At 45.7% G+C, this 22000-nt stretch carries 25 protein-coding genes, 1 rRNA gene and 1 riboswitch; of the genes, 24 read left to right on the top strand and 2 right to left on the bottom strand.

The annotated features are described in order from the left end of the window. The first annotated feature begins 43 nt into the window (after window positions 1-43). From rrf to AB4111_RS29925, 3 genes are all read left to right on the top strand, one after another. A 5S ribosomal RNA gene (rrf, locus tag AB4111_RS29935) occupies window positions 44-160 on the top strand. Between the two features lie 212 nt (window positions 161-372). Beyond that, window positions 373-813 (top strand): hypothetical protein, encoded by a 441-nt coding sequence (locus tag AB4111_RS29930; protein WP_253428854.1) that lies wholly within the window; start codon window positions 373-375, stop codon window positions 811-813. A gap of 285 nt (window positions 814-1098) precedes the next feature. Next, a complete protein-coding gene (locus AB4111_RS29925; protein WP_442034925.1) occupies window positions 1099-1341 on the top strand; it encodes a hypothetical protein in 243 nt (80 codons plus the stop codon). 120 nt (window positions 1342-1461) lie between these two features. Here AB4111_RS29925 and AB4111_RS29920 read toward each other — a convergent pair whose 3' ends face one another. Then, window positions 1462-1986, bottom strand: a complete 525-nt coding sequence (locus AB4111_RS29920) for a hypothetical protein (protein WP_076216777.1) — start codon at window positions 1984-1986, stop codon at window positions 1462-1464. A 495-nt stretch (window positions 1987-2481) separates the two neighbouring features. On the opposite strand from AB4111_RS29920, the gene AB4111_RS29915 reads away from it, so the two are divergent. The 12 genes from AB4111_RS29915 (at window position 2482) to rsmI (ending at window position 12455) form a co-directional block, all read left to right on the top strand. Next, window positions 2482-2667 (top strand): sigma factor G inhibitor Gin, encoded by a 186-nt coding sequence (locus AB4111_RS29915; RefSeq protein WP_017691396.1) that lies wholly within the window; start codon window positions 2482-2484, stop codon window positions 2665-2667. 255 nt (window positions 2668-2922) lie between these two features. Beyond that, window positions 2923-4749, top strand: coding sequence for an aminotransferase class I/II-fold pyridoxal phosphate-dependent enzyme (locus AB4111_RS29910; protein ID WP_442034922.1), 1827 nt, complete (start codon window positions 2923-2925; stop codon window positions 4747-4749). Window positions 4750-5265: 516 nt separating this feature from the next. Further along, on the top strand, window positions 5266-5694 hold the full coding sequence (locus tag AB4111_RS29905; protein WP_442034920.1) for a CidA/LrgA family protein: 429 nt from the start codon (window positions 5266-5268) through the stop codon (window positions 5692-5694). Next, the gene (locus AB4111_RS29900; RefSeq protein WP_253428862.1) at window positions 5664-6356 is read left to right on the top strand and encodes an LrgB family protein; all 693 of its coding nucleotides are present in this window, start codon (window positions 5664-5666) and stop codon (window positions 6354-6356) included. The genes AB4111_RS29905 and AB4111_RS29900 overlap by 31 nt, the downstream gene beginning before the upstream one ends. Before the next feature lie 217 nt (window positions 6357-6573). After that, the gene (gene tmk / locus AB4111_RS29895; RefSeq protein WP_253428864.1) at window positions 6574-7221 is read left to right on the top strand and encodes a dTMP kinase; all 648 of its coding nucleotides are present in this window, start codon (window positions 6574-6576) and stop codon (window positions 7219-7221) included. 61 nt (window positions 7222-7282) lie between these two features. Beyond that, complete coding sequence (locus AB4111_RS29890; protein ID WP_017691391.1) at window positions 7283-7612, top strand: cyclic-di-AMP receptor; 330 nt, start codon at window positions 7283-7285, stop codon at window positions 7610-7612. A gap of 343 nt (window positions 7613-7955) precedes the next feature. Then, on the top strand, window positions 7956-8399 hold the full coding sequence (locus AB4111_RS29885; RefSeq protein WP_017691389.1) for a YaaR family protein: 444 nt from the start codon (window positions 7956-7958) through the stop codon (window positions 8397-8399). A 9-nt stretch (window positions 8400-8408) separates the two neighbouring features. Further along, window positions 8409-9380: a DNA polymerase III subunit delta' gene (gene holB, locus AB4111_RS29880; protein WP_253428866.1), complete on the top strand. Its 972-nt coding sequence runs from the start codon at window positions 8409-8411 to the stop codon at window positions 9378-9380. A 117-nt stretch (window positions 9381-9497) separates the two neighbouring features. Next, window positions 9498-10298 (top strand): PSP1 domain-containing protein, encoded by an 801-nt coding sequence (locus AB4111_RS29875; RefSeq protein WP_053778939.1) that lies wholly within the window; start codon window positions 9498-9500, stop codon window positions 10296-10298. A 28-nt stretch (window positions 10299-10326) separates the two neighbouring features. After that, the gene (yabA, locus tag AB4111_RS29870) at window positions 10327-10695 is read left to right on the top strand and encodes a DNA replication initiation control protein YabA (RefSeq protein WP_253428868.1); all 369 of its coding nucleotides are present in this window, start codon (window positions 10327-10329) and stop codon (window positions 10693-10695) included. 95 nt (window positions 10696-10790) lie between these two features. After that, window positions 10791-11570 carry a tRNA1(Val) (adenine(37)-N6)-methyltransferase gene (locus AB4111_RS29865; protein ID WP_074092913.1) on the top strand — a complete coding sequence of 260 codons (780 nt, stop codon included), beginning with the start codon at window positions 10791-10793 and terminating at the stop codon, window positions 11568-11570. Further along, complete coding sequence (gene rsmI, locus AB4111_RS29860; protein ID WP_253428872.1) at window positions 11571-12455, top strand: 16S rRNA (cytidine(1402)-2'-O)-methyltransferase; 885 nt, start codon at window positions 11571-11573, stop codon at window positions 12453-12455. A 205-nt stretch (window positions 12456-12660) separates the two neighbouring features. Here the strand turns inward: rsmI and AB4111_RS29855 are convergent, their stop codons facing one another. Continuing rightward, window positions 12661-12915, bottom strand: coding sequence for an AbrB/MazE/SpoVT family DNA-binding domain-containing protein (locus AB4111_RS29855; RefSeq protein WP_024633700.1), 255 nt, complete (start codon window positions 12913-12915; stop codon window positions 12661-12663). 317 nt (window positions 12916-13232) lie between these two features. Between AB4111_RS29855 and AB4111_RS29850 the strand changes: the two genes are divergently transcribed. The 9 genes from AB4111_RS29850 (at window position 13233) to ispE (ending at window position 21985) form a co-directional block, all read left to right on the top strand. Continuing rightward, a complete protein-coding gene (locus AB4111_RS29850; protein ID WP_442034914.1) occupies window positions 13233-14510 on the top strand; it encodes an HD domain-containing protein in 1278 nt (425 codons plus the stop codon). A gap of 331 nt (window positions 14511-14841) precedes the next feature. Next, window positions 14842-15612 carry a TatD family hydrolase gene (locus tag AB4111_RS29845; RefSeq protein ID WP_442034912.1) on the top strand — a complete coding sequence of 257 codons (771 nt, stop codon included), beginning with the start codon at window positions 14842-14844 and terminating at the stop codon, window positions 15610-15612. A 241-nt stretch (window positions 15613-15853) separates the two neighbouring features. Next, window positions 15854-16107, top strand: a riboswitch (cyclic di-AMP (ydaO/yuaA leader). Between the two features lie 270 nt (window positions 16108-16377). Next, on the top strand, window positions 16378-17562 hold the full coding sequence (locus tag AB4111_RS29840; RefSeq protein ID WP_253428878.1) for a ubiquitin-like domain-containing protein: 1185 nt from the start codon (window positions 16378-16380) through the stop codon (window positions 17560-17562). Between the two features lie 155 nt (window positions 17563-17717). Further along, entirely contained in the window at window positions 17718-18263 is a 546-nt protein-coding gene (gene rnmV / locus AB4111_RS29835; RefSeq protein WP_017691379.1) for a ribonuclease M5, read from the top strand. A gap of 4 nt (window positions 18264-18267) precedes the next feature. Next, window positions 18268-19170, top strand: coding sequence for a 16S rRNA (adenine(1518)-N(6)/adenine(1519)-N(6))-dimethyltransferase RsmA (gene rsmA, locus AB4111_RS29830; protein WP_442034909.1), 903 nt, complete (start codon window positions 18268-18270; stop codon window positions 19168-19170). A gap of 59 nt (window positions 19171-19229) precedes the next feature. Further along, complete coding sequence (gene yabG, locus AB4111_RS29825; RefSeq protein WP_253428880.1) at window positions 19230-20126, top strand: sporulation peptidase YabG; 897 nt, start codon at window positions 19230-19232, stop codon at window positions 20124-20126. Between the two features lie 153 nt (window positions 20127-20279). Continuing rightward, the gene (gene veg / locus AB4111_RS29820; RefSeq protein ID WP_053778931.1) at window positions 20280-20555 is read left to right on the top strand and encodes a biofilm formation stimulator Veg; all 276 of its coding nucleotides are present in this window, start codon (window positions 20280-20282) and stop codon (window positions 20553-20555) included. A 249-nt stretch (window positions 20556-20804) separates the two neighbouring features. After that, window positions 20805-20981 (top strand): small, acid-soluble spore protein, alpha/beta type, encoded by a 177-nt coding sequence (locus tag AB4111_RS29815; RefSeq protein ID WP_017691375.1) that lies wholly within the window; start codon window positions 20805-20807, stop codon window positions 20979-20981. A gap of 149 nt (window positions 20982-21130) precedes the next feature. After that, window positions 21131-21985: a 4-(cytidine 5'-diphospho)-2-C-methyl-D-erythritol kinase gene (gene ispE / locus AB4111_RS29810; RefSeq protein ID WP_026081373.1), complete on the top strand. Its 855-nt coding sequence runs from the start codon at window positions 21131-21133 to the stop codon at window positions 21983-21985. The last annotated feature ends 15 nt before the right edge of the window (window positions 21986-22000 follow it).

The following is a 22000-nucleotide window of genomic DNA, read 5'->3' as shown; positions in this document are numbered from 1 at the left end:
GTTCCATATCTGATTTCAAGAAGCTTTGCTTCGACAAATCGCGTTTGGTGGCGATGGCGGAGGGGTTCCACACGTACCCATCCCGAACACGACCGTTAAGCCCTCTAGCGCCGATGGTACTTGGACCGCAGGGTCCTGGGAGAGTAGGATGCCGCCAAGCAAAGAACCACTGCCGATGTTATTCGGTGGTGGTTTTTATTTGTTTATAAGGATTAGAGATGATGGGCGGAAGCTCTAACATGATCGTCAAATGAAGGTAACATTTTTGTTACGGATAACAGCGGCAAAACCAGTATAATAGGACTATGTTAAATATGCTAAAAGTACCTGACCACAGAGCTGGAATGTGCAGCTGTGAAAAGGAGGGTGTGTGTGTTAAGTTGGCGGAGACTTGGACTACAATCAATTCTGTTGCTTTGTTTGACCGTTGTTCTGGCAGGATGCGGTGAAGCTTCAGGATCTGTATGGACTTCATATGAAGGTGCGGTAAACGAGAAGAGTTTTCCGGTGCCTAAAGTAGCGAATAAATCTGACCAGTCCGAGAACAATTCGGATATGGATTATGTTCGATATACGCTGTCTGGTATTAGTGAGAGTACTAGTTTGCCTGAGGTATATCTAGACGAGATTAAAAGCTGGGGTTGGACAGAGAGGCAAGCCAAGGGTACATCCAATGAATCCAGTACCTTGCGTGTATTTGCAAAGGAAGGACATACTGTGCATTTAGCAGTACATGATGGATCCTTTACACTAATGGTTCCTAGAAATGATGCTACTCAAACGACAGTTAAATCATTGGCTGAAGACGATTGAACTGTTGCGTGTAAGATTGGATATGAAAATTAACGCTGTGATGTTCCTTATATAGTAAAGCTCCCGTGTACTTGATTGGGGGCTTTTTGTTATTTTACGAAGTAGGCTTTAGTCGTGATAGGAGCACCTATGGTGTAATGCAGGAGAGGCCATAAAGATACAGAGGATTAGGAGTAGATATTATCGTACAGAAAGGCGAGTATATGCGCTTGAACTATTATAGGGGCGTGCTGAGCTTTAAGGTAGAGGACAAGAGATGTAGATTTATATAAAGGTATGGGGTAGATGGAATGGTTGATGGAAGGCAAGGTTGGAAGGGAGATAGAGCAGAGACAGAGTAGAGAGATGGCTCAAAGGTGTAAAATCAACGAGATATCTGGAGTTAAGAGATATGGAACAGCAGATGTAAAGAGGAGAAGAACGGAGTCTTTCGTGGGGATAACTAATTTAACTATACCCATACTGTGGATAAGGAATAAGAAGCGAAACATAAATAAAGGTTATCCACTGTGGATAACCTTTATTTGATCATATGAGGCTGAGTCAGCTGGACGATACGAGATCTTTTTTAACAAATATCCGAGGGGCTCAGGCCATTATGTATTACGGGTAAATGAGATACATGTACTATTGGATGAACGAAGGGCATTATTGCAGATAGTATGAGACATCTTGTTCATTTAATTTAATAAGTCCATCTTTGCGTTCGCGGGAGAGCACCATGACAACATATAAGCGAGGACCCAGTAACCACAAATGCCAGAAGATCAGCGAGAGGGTGAAGGACAACGGGGACCATATCAAACATACGGTAATGATACATAGTCCAATCCAGCTCATGTTAAGGTGTACCCGGACAAACATACGGAAGCTGAAATGCTGATCAGGGATATAACCCAACCAAGGCATACGCAGATTCCAGCGCCACCGTTTGGCGTAAGAGGTACGTACCAGAAGTAATATCGTTCTGGCGATGACATAATGAATCCAAATGGTGATTGGGCCTGCCAGTACAAAAAAGAAGAGGCCAGTCCAAGAGAATGCAAGTAGATTGAATAAAAGCATGATGACCGGCAGGCACAGATAACTATAGATGACACTGCGGGCGATAGCCTTTTTTTTCAGAAGCCGGTATTGATAAAATGTTGCTTTATTCTCCGGTTCGGCGATCATACGATTATATATCCTCCTTCAAATTCACGTTTGTGTGGGATAGGTATTCGTTTTCTTATACGTGTAAAAGGGAATGCATTATGTATGTATATATGAACCTTGTCTATCACGCCATGACGATTGTACAAGATATTGAGATTCGACTGAGCTTATCTCAGTATACTCTCGAATGCATGGACTGTCAGGCTTTGATATCGTTATCATGTATTATATATCGGCTGAGATTCGAAGTTTTTTTAAGAAATTTGAATATAAGTTTTGAGCCAGACTAAGGGATACGCGATTTTGAGGGAAATGCGATGGTTGCAGGATAACAGTGTAGATAGGAGTAGATGAATGCTCTTGATCAGAAGATGAATGTATTTTTCGGTACAGACACCCCAGAGGGGGTGGGCGAATATATATATTTTATAGAAAGAAAGCACTATGAAAATGTATAAAATAATAGAAACTGTGCAATACTGATAGTAAACGTAAAACAAGGTGGGATGGTTCATGGAAGAACATGCCGAACACACATGCATTATCTGCGAGCAAAGAAAAAGAGAAGGCATTTTTATTGTATCTGAATTCATATGTGACACTTGTGAAGCAGAGATGGTTCATACCGATGCGCAGGATGCCAAGTACAATTATTTTATTCATCAAATGAAGCAAATTTGGGTACAAAAAAACGCATAATGCATATTGCTAATAGAAGTAGAAGCGAAACATCACGCTGTAAAGATGCTGATGTGTATAAAGGCCCATTGGGCCTTTTTCTGTTTTTACGAGAGAGAGTCTTGTCTGCCATTTAAGGAAGGCGTATGCTGATATAATGATATAGAAAATTTGCAGCAGCGCGTGTGGTGATGGGGAAGAATGGCGTTCCTTAGTATTTGAAAGTATTTGGGAGCGCACCGGGCGCACATTATATATGTACAGGATGGTTATTTCATGGATCATAAAACTAAATCAAGTAGAGCCCCTTTATATGAAGCGTTGCTTGCGTATCGTGATTCGAAGCAGCGTTCTTTTCATGTGCCTGGGCATAAAAATGGACAAGCCTACCGACATTTGCTGAAACAAACAGAAGCAGGACAATCCCCTGTTAAGGATATTGTTAATGAGAAACACCAGCACAACGGAGATATTCAGAGCGAAGCGGGAAGAAATGTAAACAGAAGGATAGAGCGATTCAGTTCAGTGGAGAAACATGGGGATGACATAGGGAGTGAGGAACGACTCAGCGATGAAGCGACTCATTCGGAGACAGGATTAGTACCGGATCGTTCATTCCTGGAGATGATGGAGATGGATGTTACAGAGATTACGGGCACCGATGATTTGCATCATCCGGAAGGTGTGATCCAAGAAGCACAGGAGCTTGCGGCAGATTGTTTTGGAGCAGAGGAGAGTTTCTTCCTTGTGGGGGGAAGTACGGCTGGTAATCTGTCCTTACTTCTTACCGTGTGTGATGAGCCGAATAGTATTGTGCTGGTGCAGCGGAATGTACATAAATCCGTTATTCACGGGTTAATGCTGGCAGGCGCAAGAGCTGTTTTTCTGGAGCCGTGGGTCGATCCTGCGTCTGGACTTGCGGTCATACCGTCGGTGGAGACGGTGCAGGTTGCTGTCCAGTCCTATCCTGAGGCAAAGGGCGTACTCGTCACTTTGCCCAATTACTACGGCATGGGCGCTGATCTGACGCCCATAGCCGAGGTATGCCACGCTGCTGGCATGCCAATGCTCGTGGATGAAGCGCATGGCGCGCATTATGGGCAGCATCCGGAGCTGCCTGTCTCTGCACTGTCATGCGGAGCAGACGGTGTCGTGCAGTCGACGCATAAGATGCTGACGGCCTTCACCATGGGTGCCATGCTGCACATTCAGGGAACACGGTTAAACCGGTCCCTGTTAAGGCAGCGCCTGGCCATGGTGCAAAGCTCAAGCCCATCATATCCGGTGATGGCTTCGCTCGATCTAGCGCGCCGGCTGCTGCACGTGCAGGGCGCGGATACGTTCACGGCGGGGCTCGCCGCCGTGAAAGCCTTTAAGCGCGGCCTCGCGGAGCTGCCGCGCTTCCAGTTGCTGCAGCCTGCACAGCCGCTGCAGCCAGAACTGCCAGCCGGAACAGCGAAGCCGGCTGGTATGTCCGTGTCCGCTGCGCAGCAGACACGGGAGGGCCTGCCCGCGGCGGCGATGCCATCTGCCGCGGGGTATACCGCTCAGGACCCATTCAAGGCCGTCATCTATGACGGCGCAGGGGTGCTGAGCGGTTATGGGCTACAGCAGCAGCTTGAAGCATGCGGCTGTGTGCCCGAGATGAGCGACGAACGGTACGTCGTCTTGCTCTTCAGCCTGGGCTCAACGGTGCAAGATGCTCAGCACCTGTTGCAGGCTTTACACCATATCAGCTCTGCCGATAAGCATGAGCAGGTCCAATCTAATGCAGAGACATCACATCAGCTCGCTAAAGATTCTGCGCATTATATTTCCACGTGGAACAATTTACAAGAAAACACTCGCTACTCGGAACCGATCTCCTTCACACTGCAACCAATTGTGGAGACGGATACGATCAATGTTCCGATAGAAGAAAGTGCGGGCTGTCGATCAGCGGAGATGGTTATTCCTTACCCTCCAGGGATTCCGCTTGTCTATCCGGGTGAACGCCTAAGTCCATCGATGGTGAAACGTATACAACTTCTGCGTGATGAAGGAGCGAAGTTTCACGGGGTATCAGATGCATCGCTACAAGTATTAAAGGTCATGAAGGATTGAAAGGAACATATGAAATCTTTGAATGCACTCACCAATAGGTAGTCTATATGACCAATACCGATACAGGACCCTACACATGTGCGGGTCTCTTGGTCATTAATCTAATAGTTATCTTTAAACTCAGGCATGCAATACGTTGAAGGATGTCAGGGTCCAACATCTTGAAGTCAAGGATTGCTGATCCTGGGAATTGTCCAGACGATTTTCTAAGGAACCGAGGACGTCTTATTTAGCCTTCGAGTTCTCCTTTTATTTTGTAAGGAACCTGAGACATGTTATTAACCAAATTCACCTAACAAACACGCTGTAAACGGCTGATTATTCCAATATAGGTGTTTCAGATTCCTTAGATTGCTGCGGACGCTTCAAATTGCTGAATAAGATGTCACAGGGTCGTTAGGGCTCCCGCTCCATGCTCTGCTCCAGACACGTTCAGTTACGTTCCGGCTTTCGGCAGGTATGGAGACACGCTTTAGTTCAGCTTATACAGATAGACATAAGAAAGAAGGGAACACTTTGGGTATTCCGCTAAAAAAATATACAGGAATAGTCCTGCAAGTTTTGTTGATGTACGGTTTTTATTGGATTGGCAACTTCATTCAGACTCTATTACATCTGCCGTTAACAGGAAGTATTGTGGGTATGCTGGTTTTGTTCATTGCCATTCAACTGGGATGGGTCAAAATGAGCTGGGGAGAAGAAGGGTCAACGTGGCTTCAATCCCATTTGCAATTATTGTTCATTCCACCTACTGTGGGCATCATTAATCATTTTGATTTTTTTAGAGCTAACACATTATTATTAGTCTTTGGTTTAATCGTTAGCACATTAATCACATGTCTGATATCTGCCAAATTAAGTGAGTGGCTCATGACATGGAGATCGTCTCATTCAGGTAAAAAGGAGGCGATCACTTGTCAGCATTCATCCTCGGAATTGGAATGATCGCGCTAACTATCGCTGTATATATTCCAGCCACTCGTCTATATAAAAGGCTGAAATGGCCGATACTTATGCCTGTACTCACAACGACTGCCATCCTGATCCTGATCTTGGTGATTTCCGGTATCAAGCTGGAAACGTATATGCTAGGTGGCAAATGGATACAGGAACTCTTGGGCCCAGCAGTTGTATCTCTCGCGTTTCCCTTGTCCAGACATCTGCATGTGCTGAAGCAAAATATCATTCCAATTGTGGGCGGAACGATCGGAGGCAGTATTACAGGTGTGTCCACAGGTGCTTTAATCGCCATTCTTCTTGGGTATCCTCAAGAGATGGTCATCGCTTTATTGCCAAAATCTGTGACCACTCCTGTTGCTATTCAACTTGCTAATCAGGTTGGAGGGAATGCCTCATTCACATCGCTGTTTGTGATGATTGCAGGTTTCTCAGGGATATTACTGGGGCCGATGCTCTTGAAATGGGCCAAAGTCCGCAGTAAACATGCCTACGGAATTGGATTGGGTTCAGCATCTCATGCCCTCGGCATGGCAAGGTCTTTTGAATATGGAGAGAATGCAGTAGCCCTCAGTTCAGTATCCATGATTGTAAGTGCCATTGCCGGATCAATTATGCTTCCATTATGGGTATGGATCATCTACGGTTGAACGCTTTAGTTTGTTGTTCATGTTGGAGTAACTGCTGACCTATAGTATTATAGAAAGAAACAAGCTTGTATGATCTTGGTGTTATTATTACGTACCGATATAGCTGTAGCTATACACCTCTGGGCGGGGTATATCATATCCTGTAGCAAGAGGGTCTAAGCATTTTCAATTACAGCAGCAATAGATGCAATTATCGACATAGAAAGCAGGGAAGCATATGCAGGGCAGAGGTAAATTCATTACGCTGGAAGGGGGAGAGGGTTCCGGTAAAACAACGATGATTGGTAGAATAGGTTCTTATTTTGAAGAACGGGGTATACCTTACGTAGTTACGCGAGAGCCTGGTGGAATTGAGATTGCGGAGAAAATACGTTCAATTATCCTGGATCCTCTTCATACGGCAATGGATGCTCGAACCGAAGCGCTATTGTATGCAGCTGCACGCAGCCAGCATCTGGCGGAGAAGGTAGAGCCTGCGCTGAAAGCTGGAAAAGCAGTCATCTGTGACCGATTTGTCGATAGCAGTCTGGTCTATCAAGGATATGCCCGTGGACTCGGGATCGAGAATGTATGGGCTATTAATCGCTTTGCGATCGGTGATCTTATGCCGGATGTGACCTTATATCTGGACATCGAGCCTGAATTGGGGCTTGCACGGATCGACGCTCATGATGGCCGCGAAGTGAACCGTCTGGATCTGGAGAATCTGGAGTTTCACCGTAAAGTGCGAGAGGGTTACTTCCTATTAAAAGAGCAGTTCCCGGAACGAATCAGAGTTATCGATGCTTCCATGAAGCAAGAGGATGTCTTGGCAGCGATGATTTTGTCGCTGGAGACAGGGATTTTGAAGGATTTTGACGAGTAATTGTCTAATATATAGACAGGGCATTTAATAAAGGTGCTTATTCTGAAGGAGGTTATGCAGGATGAAACTGATTGTTGCGATTATACAGGATAAAGACAGCAACCGATTATCCAGCGCATTGGTCAAAGCAAACTTTCGGGCAACGAAGTTGGCCAGTACGGGTGGATTTTTGAAGGCAGGCAACACGACGTTTATGATCGGTGTCGATGATGGTCAAGTCGAGTCCGTAATGAACGTCATTCGCAGCAGCTGTAAGGTTCGTGAACAGCTCGTGACTCCGGTCACACCGATGAGTGGAACAACCGACTCTTACCTGCCGCTACCTGTTGAAGTTCAAGTAGGTGGAGCTACTGTATTTGTTCTCCCGGTAGATCGCTTCGAACATTTCTAATTTACACGTTGCATGGAACCCATGGGGGTCTTTCATGATCAATAGCATGTTGGAAACGATGGATGCAAGCAGATTTAAATGAAGTTCGTGCGTGCCACTTATGGAACTGCCCTTCACGAATCAGAAGAATTGGCACACTCTTTCCGGATGAGCATTTCCTAGCTGGGGAATGCTCATCCGGAAAGAGGTTGACTACAAACAACAAGTCCTTGATGGTGATGTGTATCTACCATTATATATAGAGTGTGATCAGCATATATAAAAGCCTCATCCTCACGCACAGGCGCAGCGCGCACTGTGCTGATGGGCGATTAGCTAACTTTGATAGAAAGCGGGCGTATCCATGAAAATCAATCCTGGATTCAGACCGATTCAGAGCGGGATCAGTTCTACTGATTCAGGTTCCAAACCGGTTCAATCCAAAAATTTCTCTGATATGATGAACCACCAGGGGGAACGGGCCTCACAAGCTGAACTGAATCGCCGGTTTAGTGAAATCCAGCTTCAGGGCGATCGCCTGGCACGTTCCATGACGATTCGTGAACTGAAGGCGTATAAGCAACTTGTTAAAAGGTTCCTGGAAGAGACCGTTCGTCGCGGTGTATCCATGAAAGAGACAAGGGGTTGGGATCGTCGTGGCAGAGGCAAGCGTTATAAGCTGATTGATGAAATTGACTCCGCTCTGTTATCCATGGCAGATGAATTGCTGGATACAGAAGAAGGAAAAATCTCTCTATTACAACAAGTAGGCGAAATTCGGGGGATGCTTATTAATTTAAGCTTCTGAGGAGGAAGTATGTCCTTTCAACAGATAATGGGTCAACAAGCGGCCAAGCAAATGTTACAAAGCAGTTTGAGACGTCAGGCAATAAGCCACGCTTATTTGTTTAGCGGTCCAGCTGGTAGCGGGCAACGGAAGACGGCAATTACCTTTGCCAAGGCAATATTCTGTACAGAGCTTGAAGATGACGCGTGTGGGCAGTGTCTTGAATGCCGTAAGGTGGATCATGGTAACCATCCGGATCTAACCATGCTTGCACCAGATGGAAACAACATTAAAATAGATCAAATCCGGGATCTGCAGCGTATCTTTTCATACCGATCAGAGGCAGGGCATCCCAAAGTATATATTATAGAACAAGCCGAGAAAATGACGGTGCAGGCAGCAAACAGTTTGTTGAAATTTCTGGAGGAACCGCAGGTACCGGCAGTTGGCATCCTGATTACAGATAATGGACAGGCCATGTTGCCTACGATTCGTTCACGCTCCCAATTGGTGCCGTTCAGCGCACTGAATCCAGAAGAGATGCTGCAATCACTAATTGAGGAAGGGCACCCTGCCAATCTGGCTCGCTCTGCCGTCCATTTAGCGTCAGGATTGGAAGCATGTAGAGAAATTCTCCAGCAGAATTGGTTTGCAGAAATTAGAAACGTAATGTTACAATTAGGGAAGGAGTCCCTGGGTAGAGGAAGTACATCATTGATCTCTGCACAGCAGAAGCTTTTTAAAACCGGACTCTCTGAACACCTGGACATGTTACTCAGTTTGTTCCATCTATGGTTTAGGGACATGCTGTATGTTCAGTACGATAGGCATGAACATATCGTTTTTATAGATCAGTTAGACATGCTATCTCAGTTGGCACATACCCGCAGCACAGAGCAGTGGGTCTCCTATATGGATATGGCCGCAGCATGCAGAAAAAAATTGCGTTTTAACGTCAATGGCCAGCTTTGTCTGGAGCAATTTTTGATCGGTTTGGCATAAGACTGGGAGAGGGATAAGTTAGTTCCAATCATATGCAAACGGTTATAACTTCGGCCGGTTCCCTAAGAAGACGGGGCTTCAGACGAAGTGGGGTTGGCTTACAAGGGGGTTAATTTTTTGTACAGTGTAGTGGGTGTCCGTTTCAAAAAAGCGGGCAAAATTTATTACTTCGATCCCCTGGACCTTCCCATTGAGAAAGAAAACTGCGTTATCGTGGAGACAGCGCGGGGGGTAGAGTACGGTAAGGTTGTCGTTGGTAAGAAGGAAGTGGGCGAGTCCGATGTGGTGTTGCCGCTGAAGAAAGTCATCCGCGTTGCGGGCGAGACCGATGCCCGTGTGGTTGATGAGAACAAGCGTGCAGCGAAGGAAGCATTCGGTACTTGTTTAAATAAAATCAAAGACCATGGCCTCAAAATGAAGCTGGTCGATGTGGAATTTACGTTTGATCGCAATAAAATTATATTTTATTTTACAGCTGAAGGAAGAGTCGATTTCCGGGAGCTGGTCAAGGATCTGGCAAGCATATTCCGGACACGAATCGAGCTGAGACAGATTGGTGTACGTGATGAAGCGAAGATGCTTGGCGGTATCGGACCTTGCGGCCGTGTGTTGTGTTGTTCTTCCTGGCTGGGAGACTTTGAGCCGGTATCAATCAAGATGGCTAAAGATCAGAGCCTGTCACTGAATCCGACGAAAATTTCAGGGTTGTGCGGAAGACTCATGTGCTGTCTGAAATTTGAGCATGATAACTATGAAAGTGTGAGAGAAGAACTGCCAGCTGTAGGCAAATTGGTCGTCACCTCATTGGGTGAAGGAAAAGTTGTCGGAATTAATGCCGGTAGCCGCACAGTCCATGTTCAACTGTTCGACATCAGTAAAGTCAAAGAACTTCCGCTGGATGACGTCGTTATCAAGTAAACCATAAAGGTTGCTTCGGGGTGGAAACTTGGAAAAGAAAAATCTGTTTACGCACATTCATGAAATGGAAACCCAACTGGGTCAGTTGCACGGTGATTTAGGAGAGTTAAAAATGATTGTGAAGGAGCTGCTTGAGGATAATCAGCGGCTTACCATCGAGAATGAGCAGTTACGCAAACTGCTCAAACGTGAGGCTCCGGCAGATCTGCCACTCTCCTCAGCACTCGCTCCCGTAGCAAGACCAGCAGGTCCGGCTACAGGTGAAGACGTTGTGGGTGAAGGGTATGATAACCTGGCTCGGTTGTATCACGAAGGCTTCCATATCTGCAACGTCTATTATGGACATCTGCGGACGGAAGGCGATTGTCTGTTCTGCCTGTCTTTTTTGAATAAATGAAGTGACCGTAGGGATCCCCTACGGTTTTTTTTCAAGGTTACAAACCTAAATTTAACGATCATTAGATATAGAGTACCGGAGGATGAGCGTACCATATGAAAGCAAATGAAGTCGTGTTACATGAGTCAGAGCGGATTGATGATCTGCTTTCTCATGATTTAAGAATCATTCAAAGTGATGAAGTGTTCAGTTTTTCGATGGATGCGGTATTATTAGCCCGATTTGCTTCCGTACCTAAACGCGGTCGTGTACTTGATTTGTGTACAGGTAACGGAGTGGTTCCCATTTTGCTTACAACGCGTACGCAGGCTAGTTTGGAGGGAATCGAAATTCAGCCTCGTTTGGCAGATATGGCTCGTCGCAGCGTACAATTAAATGCACTGGATGAATCGATTATGATTCGTGAAGGTGATTTGCGAGAACTGGTGAAAGAAACGGGACATGCTGTATACGATGCAATAACGGTTAACCCCCCTTATATGCCCTTGAATGGGAGTGACCTCAAAATGAACACACATCAGGCAATGGCACGTCATGAGATCGGGTGTACACTGGAAGAAGTGATCCAGGCTTGCAGTCGACTTGTACGTAATGGCGGCAAAGTATCGATGGTTCATCGTCCACAGCGACTTGCAGAGATTATCTCGCTAATGCGTGAGTATAAGCTGGAGCCCAAACGAATTCGGATGGTACATCCCCGTGCTCATCTCGAAGCCAACATGGTATTAATTGAAGGTATGAAAGATGGTAAACCTGAAGTAAGGATGCTTCCTCCACTCATTGTCTACAATGAAGAGGGGAAATACTGCGAAGAGATTATGGATATTTACTATGGCCAGCAACATGCTGAGCGTACTACGAAAGGAGGACTATAGATGACTTTGCATATTCAGAAAAGCTATGCGGAGCAGCTTGAAGGATCAGGCAAGCTATATCTGGTTGGAACACCCATTGGTAATCTGGAGGATATGACCTTCCGAGCCATCAAGACATTGCAGAGTTGTGACATCATTGCAGCAGAGGACACACGACAGACACGGAAGCTGCTTACCCATTTTGAAATTACACCTTCGATGCTGTTTAGTTATCATGAGCATAACAAGGGGGCGAGTGGACCTGAACTGATACGCTATATAATAGAAGGAAAAAATTTGGCACTCGTCAGTGATGCCGGTCTGCCAGCCATTTCGGACCCGGGTTCCGACCTTGTACAGCTTGCACTGGAAGCCGGAATAACGGTCATTCCCATTCCTGGACCCAATGCTGCATTGTCTGCTCTGATCGTGTCCGGATTACCGACGGAGCGTTTTACATTCGGCGGTTTTTTGCCGCGGGAGAAAAAGGACATGCGAAAAGTGCTGGAGGCTTTTGACGAATCCAACGGGACTTTGTTATTTTATGAATCACCTCACCGTATTCGAAAAACATTGGTCCACCTCGAAGAAATTCTGGGTGATCGCTCGATTGTGCTGGCTCGTGAACTAACCAAGCGTCATGAGGAATTCGCAAGGGGCACTGTGAAGGAATGTATAGACTGGCTTGAAGAGCATCCACCTCTTGGCGAGTACTGTTTGCTAGTCGAAGGTATTAAGGAAGAGGAGCGTAAGGCTGAGCGCGAAGCATGGTGGCAGCTGATGTCACTTGCGGATCATGTCAGCCATTATGAGGGTGAAGGATATAACCGCAAAGATGCGATGAAAAAAACGGCAACGGATCGTGGTCTGACGAAGCGGGATGTATATAATGCGTTAATCGAGTAGCTAATCTAACCCAATAACTTCTGTTATGGGGAACAAAACCTGAAAGGAGCCTTATACTCAACATTAATGTGGTTTTTGGATAATGGAACCCATAACAGGGCAAAAAAATACCTTCCGCGGTGGGGTTCACACCGGGAAGGCCATTAAGGAATATTAAAAAGGTTAGAAATAACAATTTAGATAAGTCCAGTATACCTGGTTTTTCTTATTTTGTCACAGGTGCAGGGATTTCGGAAATACATTCGTTACAAACAATTTTACCTTTGAAGTAAGTAACGTTCTCTGCATTACCACAGAAGATACAAGCAGGCTCATATTTTTTCAACATGATGCGCTCGCCGTCAACATAGATTTCCAGAGCATCTTTTTCACCAATACCGAGCGTACGGCGCAATTCGATTGGAATAACTACCCGTCCCAGTTCGTCCACTTTTCTTACAATACCTGTTGATTTCATCATTATAATCAGTGCTCCTCTCAGCTAACTATCATTGTCATTATTCGACATTATTTTATGTTTTATGATACTCATCATACCAACGATTCCCAAAACAGTCAACCTTAAAATTAGCTTAAAATTAAGGCTGTTTTTCACAAGGTTACTGGTGGTAAGGGATTGGCAGCCGTTTTTCGCATTTAGACAACAATGTTAAGTTTGTCGATTTGGAAAACGACAAAACTACGTTATTCGACAAAGTTCGTCATGACGTGTCGAATCTTAGATGAACCGTAGAGCTCAAAGCGTTAATATAAAAGAAATTAAAGGAGTGAGTCGACATGGAACAACGTTTAACGGAAGAGAAAGTATTCAAAGATCCGGTACATAATTATATCCACGTGCAAGATCCGGTTATATGGCAGTTAATTAACACCCCGGAATTTCAGCGTTTACGCCGGATTCGTCAACTCGGTACTTCTTACCTTACCTTTCACGGAGCAGAGCATAGTCGGTTCTCACATTCACTAGGTGTTTATGAGATTACACGCAAGATCATCTCTCAATTTGAAAGAAGTCATTATTCGGATTGGCCGAAGGAAGAAAAGATTGTAGCTCTGTGTGCAGCTCTACTTCATGATCTCGGGCATGGGCCATTCTCTCACTCCATCGAGGAAGCTTTTGACATGAATCACGAAGATTGGACTTGTCGCATCATTACAGGTGATACCGAAGTAGGGGCGATCTTAAGACGGTATGCTCCTGATTTTCCTGAGAAGGTCGCATCTGTCATTCAAAAGACGTACGAAAAGCCGATTGTGGTGAACTTGGTGACCAGCCCGCTTGATGCAGACCGAATGGACTATTTGCTCAGGGATGCTTATTTTACAGGTGTAAATTACGGCACGATTGACCTTGATCGCATCCTTCGAATGCTGCGTCCCTATCATGGACGGATTGTAGTCAAGGAGTCAGGCATGCATGCTGTGGAGGATTACTTAATGTCTCGGTACCAGATGTACTGGCAGATTTACTTCCATCCGGTAACTCGTAGTTCTGAAATTATATTGCGGCAAATATTCAAGCGAGCAAAAACACTCATACAGCATGGTTTTCAATTTCGCTTCATGATTGATCCACTCCCTCAATTATTTGCAGGAGAATTATCCGTAGATGAATATTTGCAGTTGGATGAAGCCTTAATTCAGACGGCATTTACGCAGTGGCGCAAGGAGGACGATACTGTTCTGAGTGAGTTATGCGAACGTTTTATGGATCGCAAGTTATATAAGTATGTAGAGCTTGAACAGGTCGACTTGACAATGATGGCAGAGATTCGGGAAGCTTTTGTACAGGCAGGCCTCGATCCCGAATATGATCTTGAAATTGATTTTCCTTCGGATAATCCGTATGATGTTTTTCGTCCAGATGAATCCACGGATAAGCAGATTCTTCTTCTCGATCGACAGGACAATTTACGTGAGTTGTCAGAAGTCTCTGACATTGTCCGTTCCATCAGCGGGCTTCACCGAGGGAAACATCATTTGTATTACCCGCAAAACAAGGTGGATGCGATTATTCACGAATTACCGTCACATATACGCCCCTATTTCTTGTAATCGTGTGGGTATAATCCAATGAAGAATTTCGATATCAAAAGACTTTCTAAAAGAGATATTTTTCATGATACAGTAATCTGCTTTAATGGGGAGTATATGTAGATCGACATAATTTTGTAAATGCAAGTAGGTAAAAATGGCACATTCAGCAATATGTAGATCAGATTATCCGTATATCTTCTATATATTGTAGTTGTGATGAAACAAACGTAATGATGTAATACACAGATGACTCAAAATGTTTTATGTATGAGTCAATGAAATATTGAGATTCACAAATTGGATTTTCAAAAGAAGAAAGTCGTTATTCGACATGAAGGGAGAAATAAACATGATGCTGTTCGACACACACACACATCTGGATGCACCACAATTCGACGAGGACCGCGAGGACATGATTCAGCGTGCTGTGGATGCAGGAGTTGGTCGCATGATCAACATTGGCTTTAACCGGGAGACGATTCCAACCACAATGAAACTTGCTGAAACGTATGACTTTATATATGCAGCTGTAGGGTGGCATCCCGTAGATGCGATCACGATGCAGGAGAGTGATCTGGAGTGGATTGCATCTTTATGCAAGCATGAAAAAGTGGTAGCCATCGGTGAGATTGGATTGGATTATCATTGGGATACTTCTCCGAAGGAAGTACAACATCGCGTATTACGACAACAAATTGCTTTGGCGCGTGAAGTGAACATGCCGATTGTCATCCATAATCGGGATGCACATGAGGATATCATACGAATTTTGCGTGAAGAGAAAGCGGGCGAAGTTGGTGGTGTGATGCACTCGTTCTCGGGAAGCTGGGAAACAGCGAAAAGTTGTCTCGATATGGGTTTCCATCTCTCCTTCGGAGGACCGATCACATTCAAAAATGCAAAGCAACCCAAAGAGGTGCTGGAGAAGGTTCCTATGGACCGGTTTTTCATCGAAACTGATGCTCCATATTTGACACCTCACCCTTATCGTGGGAAACGAAATGAGACAGCGCATGTACGTCTGGTTGCAGAGGCAGCTGCGGAAATTAAAGGCATTTTGGTGGAGGAAATTGCTGCAATAACAACCAAAAATGCCATGGAACGATTTGGAATTCGTTAAAAAAACGAGCAAATGAGGTGAAAAAGGCAGGTAAGCGGAGTTAATTTGCTCTTTGATCCAAATAAATCAAGAATATTACAATATTTTAACCAAATATTCAGAAAAACGTACTTGATCAACGCTTTACAACATGCATCAAAACAGGATATCATCTTTTCAGTGAATTGTTGTGCGGAAAATTGGACAGATGTTCGGGGGATGAACAAAGGGACACTTTCCGATGAAACAACATTACTTTCATGAATCAGTCTCGCTGAGTCTCCGTTAACGGAGAGCGGGGGAACCAATAGGGCTTAAACATCGGTGTATTTGGCCGATGCGCAACGTTCGCTGACCCAAAAGCAGCGAAGGGAACTGCGAAGCCGTATTTGATTTCTTCTTTGGGTCTCGGGGTGAATTCAAGGGCGTCCGCCATGAGCGGGTGACCCAAGATAGGGCGGCTCTCTTTCGCCCGAACCCGACAGCTAACCTCGCAAGCGGAAAAAGAGAGGCAACCTCGTGCATGAATTTCCGATATTCAAAATCATTCGGAAGCCACGAAAGAGTTCCTCTTACACTCTTTCTTTGGCTTTTTTGTTTTTGAATAAAAGAAATGTTGTCATCATACGGTAGGTATTCAGGAGGATGACATCATGTTGCGAAGATTGATTCATGGTGCAGAACCGATCAGTTGGTCGATCTGTGTTCTGTAGAAAATTTGGTATAGTCACGTCAAAGACATCATGCGTTACTTTAGACGGCGAGGCTATGAAGGAGGACGGAGAAGTGGGCACATTCCAACCAGAAGAGACCCATGAGTCACGATCATCCAGTAAGTCTTTCGCGTTGCGGTGGAAGCATGAGAACATGCGTCAAATGGCATTGATCGCGATTTTCTCAATTGCGCTTACAATCATGATCTTGTTAGTCGTTTACGGTCAGGCCGGGAAACAAATTTCACTGGTTATTGATGGCAAAGCTCAGGTGGTAGAGACTCGTACAGGAATGCTTCAGGAAATGCTGGAGGAGCAGTCGATCACAGTCAGCCCTCACGATAAGGTATCCATGTCCATGAACGGGGCGATTACAGATGGAGACCGAATTGTTATTGAGCGGGCCGTTCCAGTTAACATTACGGCAGACGGAGACACCAAGACTCTGTATACAACGGATTCATCGGTAGAAGATGCAATTCAAAAATCAGGTATTCAAGTTGAAAGTAATGATAAAGTGTATCCGGCGCTTGGAACTTCGATCAAAGCGGATATGAAGATTCGTGTAGTGCGCGTAACAAAGCGTACAGTGGATGTAGAACATCCGATCGCTTACAAAGTAATTAAAACGGCTGACCCTAGCTTGTACAAAGGGGATAACCGTGTCGTTGTGAACGGCAAAGAAGGCAAACTTGTACAGCACATCGAAAAGGTATTTCAGGATGGAGAATTGGTCTCCAAAAAAATGGTCGGCAAATCTGTCGCGAATAATCGTGTAGATAAAGTAATTGCTGTCGGCACCAAAGCAAAACCGGTCGTGAAAAAACCAGAGATTCAGACCGTATCGGCTCAGACTTCAACAACCAAGAAGGCTACAACAACGAACTCGAAGAAAACATCTGCCTCGGGCAGCAAAGTGATTACCGTATCCGGGACTTCTTTTAAATACTCCAAAGTACTTAAAAACGTATCCATGACGGCCTACTCTTCCGAAGAGCCTGGCATTGGAACTAAAACAGCTTCTGGTACTCGTGTAACGGAAGGACGCACCATTGCGGTTGATCCCAAAGTCATTCCAATTGGCTGGTGGGTATATATCGAAGGTCTGGGCTTCCGACGTGCGGAAGATACAGGCGGTGCCATTAAAGGGAACAAAATTGATGTATATTATGACAGTGTGAAGCATGCCCTGAATTTTGGACGCAAGAAAGGCAAGACGGTCTACGTGATCGGTCCGGTGAAGCCGGAAGCGAACTAAAATCGTTTTACTTTGAAATGGGAATGCTATAAAATAGTTGCATGAATGATTCATGCGGAATATGCGGCGGAGGGGTCTGAATTCAGTCTCCCCCGCCGTTTGGCAGAGAAGAGGATATTCCTCTTCTTTTTGCGTTAGAAAGGAAGAAATGGAACATGATAAAAGAAGTCATTGTGGTGGAAGGCCGTGATGATACGGTAGCCATCCGTCGGGCCGTGGAAGCCGATACAATAGAAACAGGCGGATCAGCCATCAACCAACGCATTCTGAAGCGGATTGCGCTTGCTCAGGAGAGACGGGGAGTCATTGTACTGACAGATCCGGATCATGCCGGCGAACGCATTCGTAAAATTATTGCGAATAAGGTGCCTGGATGCAAGCATGCTTTCATTCCGGAAGCCGATGCAACGCGCAAAGGGGACATTGGGGTGGAGAATGCCTCACCGGAGGCGATCCGTCATGCTCTGGCACGTGTACATACTTCATACGAAGGTGCTCCTAGCCTGATCGATTGGGAGGACCTGATCGCGGCAGGACTTATTGTGCATCCGCAGGCTGCTGCACGTCGCATGGAGATGGGCAATCTGCTGGGTATCGGATATTGTAACGGTAAACAGTTCCACAAACGTCTCAGTGTATTTCAGATTACACGGGAAGAGTTCTCTACAGCATTAGCGCAAATTGAACGTGAAGGATTGTGAGCATATGAAGGATATGGAAGAGACGATAGAAATTGCAACGCCCAAACGAACCAAAGAAATTATTCAAAGACACGGATTCTCATTTAAGAAAAGTCTAGGTCAGAACTTTCTGATCGATCAAAATATACTGAACAAAATTGTTAATGCAGCCGATTTGGACGAGTCCAAGGGCGCTTTAGAGATCGGCCCGGGTATCGGGGCTCTTACGGAACGACTGGCCCGGGTAGCCGGTCCTGTCACAGCTGTAGAGATTGATCAGCGCTTGATTCCCATCCTGGGAGAAGTGATGCAGCCTTATTCCAATGTACGAGTGCATCATGGCGATGTGCTGAAGCTTGATCTGGCTGAACTGTTCCAAACGGATTTTGCATCGGTGGACAAAGTCAGTGTTGTGGCTAACCTGCCTTATTATGTAACGACTCCAATTATGATGAAACTGTTGGAAGAGAAGCTGCCGGTAGATAGCATTGTTGTCATGATCCAAAAAGAAGTGGCTGAACGCATGGCTGCTGCACCGGGATCGAAAGACTACGGCAGTCTGAGCATCGCAGTTCAGTACTACAGTATGCCGGAGCTTGTGTGTATTGTGCCACCCACGGTCTTCATTCCCCAACCTAATGTGGAATCAGCTGTCATTAAGCTGAAAGTGCGTGAGCAACCACCAGTTGAGATTCCGGATGAAGCACACTACTTCGAAGTGGTACAGGCTTCTTTTGCCCAGCGGAGAAAAACAATCTCAAACAACTTGAAGGCACGTTTCTTCACAAAGGAGAACCGGGAACAGGCAGACATTCTGCTGGAGCAGGCAGGTATTCAACCATCCCGACGCGGAGAGACGTTAAGTCTGCAGGAGTATGCTACACTCAGCACCGTAATGTGGGAAGCAGGGGTACGCGCAGCGTTATAAAATTCGAATGAACCAAACCGGGTCTCTGCCCATACGATGGGGTAGAGGTGATTACGTTGATGAATATCGGAGACTTGGTCGTTCGGAAGTCATACGGCGGCGATGTGACTTTTCGGGTGGAAGGCCTCCAGTTGGATGCTGCGGTCATTAAAGGGACTGAGTTCCGGCTGCTTGCCGATTCCCCAGTGGACGATTTGATACAGGTTCCCTATGAACCGCAAAGCGCCAAGACCAGACAGGCGCATGTTAAAGCACATCAGACCCTGTCCCGCCTGCAGCAGAATCGTATGGAACAGGCGGAGCGGAATCGCGAAGGTCTGGTACAGGATTGGTCTGCTCAGCAGGAACCGGCTTATTTTGAGATGCCTGGAAAGGTGCTTCATTTGGATGGAGATCCGAACTATTTGAAAAAAAGTATGGATCTTTATGAGCAACTTCGTGTTCCCGCAGAGGGACAATATGTTCATGAATCGGCAATGGCAGATACCTTATACCGTCTATTACCCAAAGTACGTCCGGATATCGTGGTCATTACGGGTCATGATGGGGTGTTAAAGACACGTCAGCCCTATGACTTATATAGTCTTGGTAGCTATAAGAATTCGCAAAATTTTGTGGCCGCCATTCAGGTGGCCAGACAATATGAACGCCATCTGGATGCACTCACTATTGTGGCAGGGGCCTGCCAGTCCCATTTTGAGGCACTCCTGCGCGCTGGAGCGAACTTTGCCAGTTCTCCAGGCAGAATACTCATTCATGCACTTGATCCGGTCTATGTGGCAGCTAAGGCCTCCTTCACATCTGTACGGGATACGGTCAACATGAGTGATGTTCTGCATAACACAATCAGTGGTAGCCAAGGTGTGGGTGGTGTCGAGACACGGGGGAGCTACCGGGTAGGTCTGCCGGGGCTGAATGATTTATCCACGCTAAAAGTGAACCCGTCGGCAGTCTGATGTAGGCCATTTAAAGTCCCAATTTGGGGCTTTTTTTCTTTGCAAAAAAATTCATTGACAACAACTTTTTGATGCTGATATAATAATTAGTTTTGATTTGACAATGACTGTAAAATCCGGTATAATGGACAAGAAAAGAGGTGGTCGTCGACAATGGCTAAAAACACGCTGTTGGATATCAAACGCAATCTCGATGCACATATTGGTCAGAAAATTATGTTGCGGGCTAATGGTGGCCGCCGTAAGACCATTGAGCGTACGGGTGTATTGGAAGAAACGTACCCTTCTGTTTTTATTGTTAAGCTTGATGAGGAGCAAGAAACCTTCAAGCGAGTATCTTATAGTTATGCGGATATACTTACGGAATCGGTGGAAGTCATGGTTTTTGACCCGGGCAGCCAGACGCATAGCTCCTATATGGAGACGTAAGTATCGTTGTACAGGCGATTCGCCCCACGGGTGGATCGCTTTTTTATGTTCTATAAAATCACCAATTTATCTCCTAAGGTAACCATACATACACAGGAATGAGTGAGGAACGGTCGCGGCATACTATATGGACAGGCGAAGGGACAGTTTCTAATGCAATGCAGGAACTTCAATTGGCCTTATGACAAGATGTCCAAAACGTGAACGAACTCATCACATTATGAAGGATACTTTGGAGGAGGATGGTTCATGAGTCGCAGAAGAAGAAGTGTCATGTCCGAGGATCTGAAGAATGAGCTCGCAAAAGACTTGGGCTTCTATGATACGGTCCAACAGGAAGGTTGGGGTGGAATCAAAGCCAAGGATGCAGGAAACATGGTGAAAAGAGCCATTCAACTTGCTGAGCAGGCTGCCCGCAAATCTTAATCCGGTTCAAGCAGACTGAAAAGCGGGGAAATCCGTCAGGGACAACCCCGCTTTTTCCCCTTAGATGCGGAATAGAAATGACTTGACAGCCCCATTTTGATATAATATGTTAAGTTGTCTTAGGGAAAAGGTGAGGACGGGTGAACGCCTTGAAAATTTACGAAAAAGCGCCTGCTAAAATTAATTTGATGCTGGACGTTTTACATAAAAGAAGCGATGGATTTCATGAAGTTGAAATGATCATGACCATGGTCGATCTGGCTGATCGGCTGGAAATGTCGGAGCTGCCGCGAGACACCATTTTCATCTCCAGTCAGGCGGGTTATATCCCGCTCGACGAGAAGAACCTGGCTTTCCAGGCAGCCAGACTGATTAAGGAGCGCTATAACGTGCGTACGGGCGTCCATATTCATCTGGATAAAAAGATTCCAGTTGCAGCCGGACTTGCCGGAGGCAGCAGTGATGCAGCAGCAGCTCTGCGTGGATTGAACCGTCTGTGGCGATTGAATATACCGGATCACGAACTGCAGGAGCTTGGAGCTGAACTCGGTTCGGATGTTCCATTCTGTATCACAGGCGGGACTGCACTCGCTACAGGCCGTGGTGAGAAGTTGACTCCTATTCCTAATCCGCCGCAATGTTGGGTAATTCTGGCCAAGCCTCCAATCAATGTGTCTACAGCCGATGTATACGGAAGGTTCCGCAGTGACAAGATTGTTCGTCATCCGAGTGCGGCTAAAATGGAACAGGCTATTCGAAACCAATCATTCACGGAAGTCTGTGACCAGATGGGCAATGTGCTTGAAGATGTAACGTTGAAGCTGTATCCGGAAGTTCAGCATCTGAAGGATGCCATGATTCGGTTGGGCGCAGACGGTGTGTTGATGTCCGGTAGTGGTCCAACAGTATTTGGACTTGTCTCCAAAGAATCCAAGGTTGCCCGGATATACAATGGCCTGCGTGGTTTCTGTAAAGAAGTGTACGCTGTACGCATGTTGACGTAAAATTCGCTTTTATAA

The organism is Paenibacillus sp. 2KB_22, from assembly GCF_052115745.1.
In the GTDB taxonomy this organism is placed as follows: domain Bacteria; phylum Bacillota; class Bacilli; order Paenibacillales; family Paenibacillaceae; genus Paenibacillus.
This window is presented reverse-complemented; position numbering and strand designations above follow the sequence as displayed.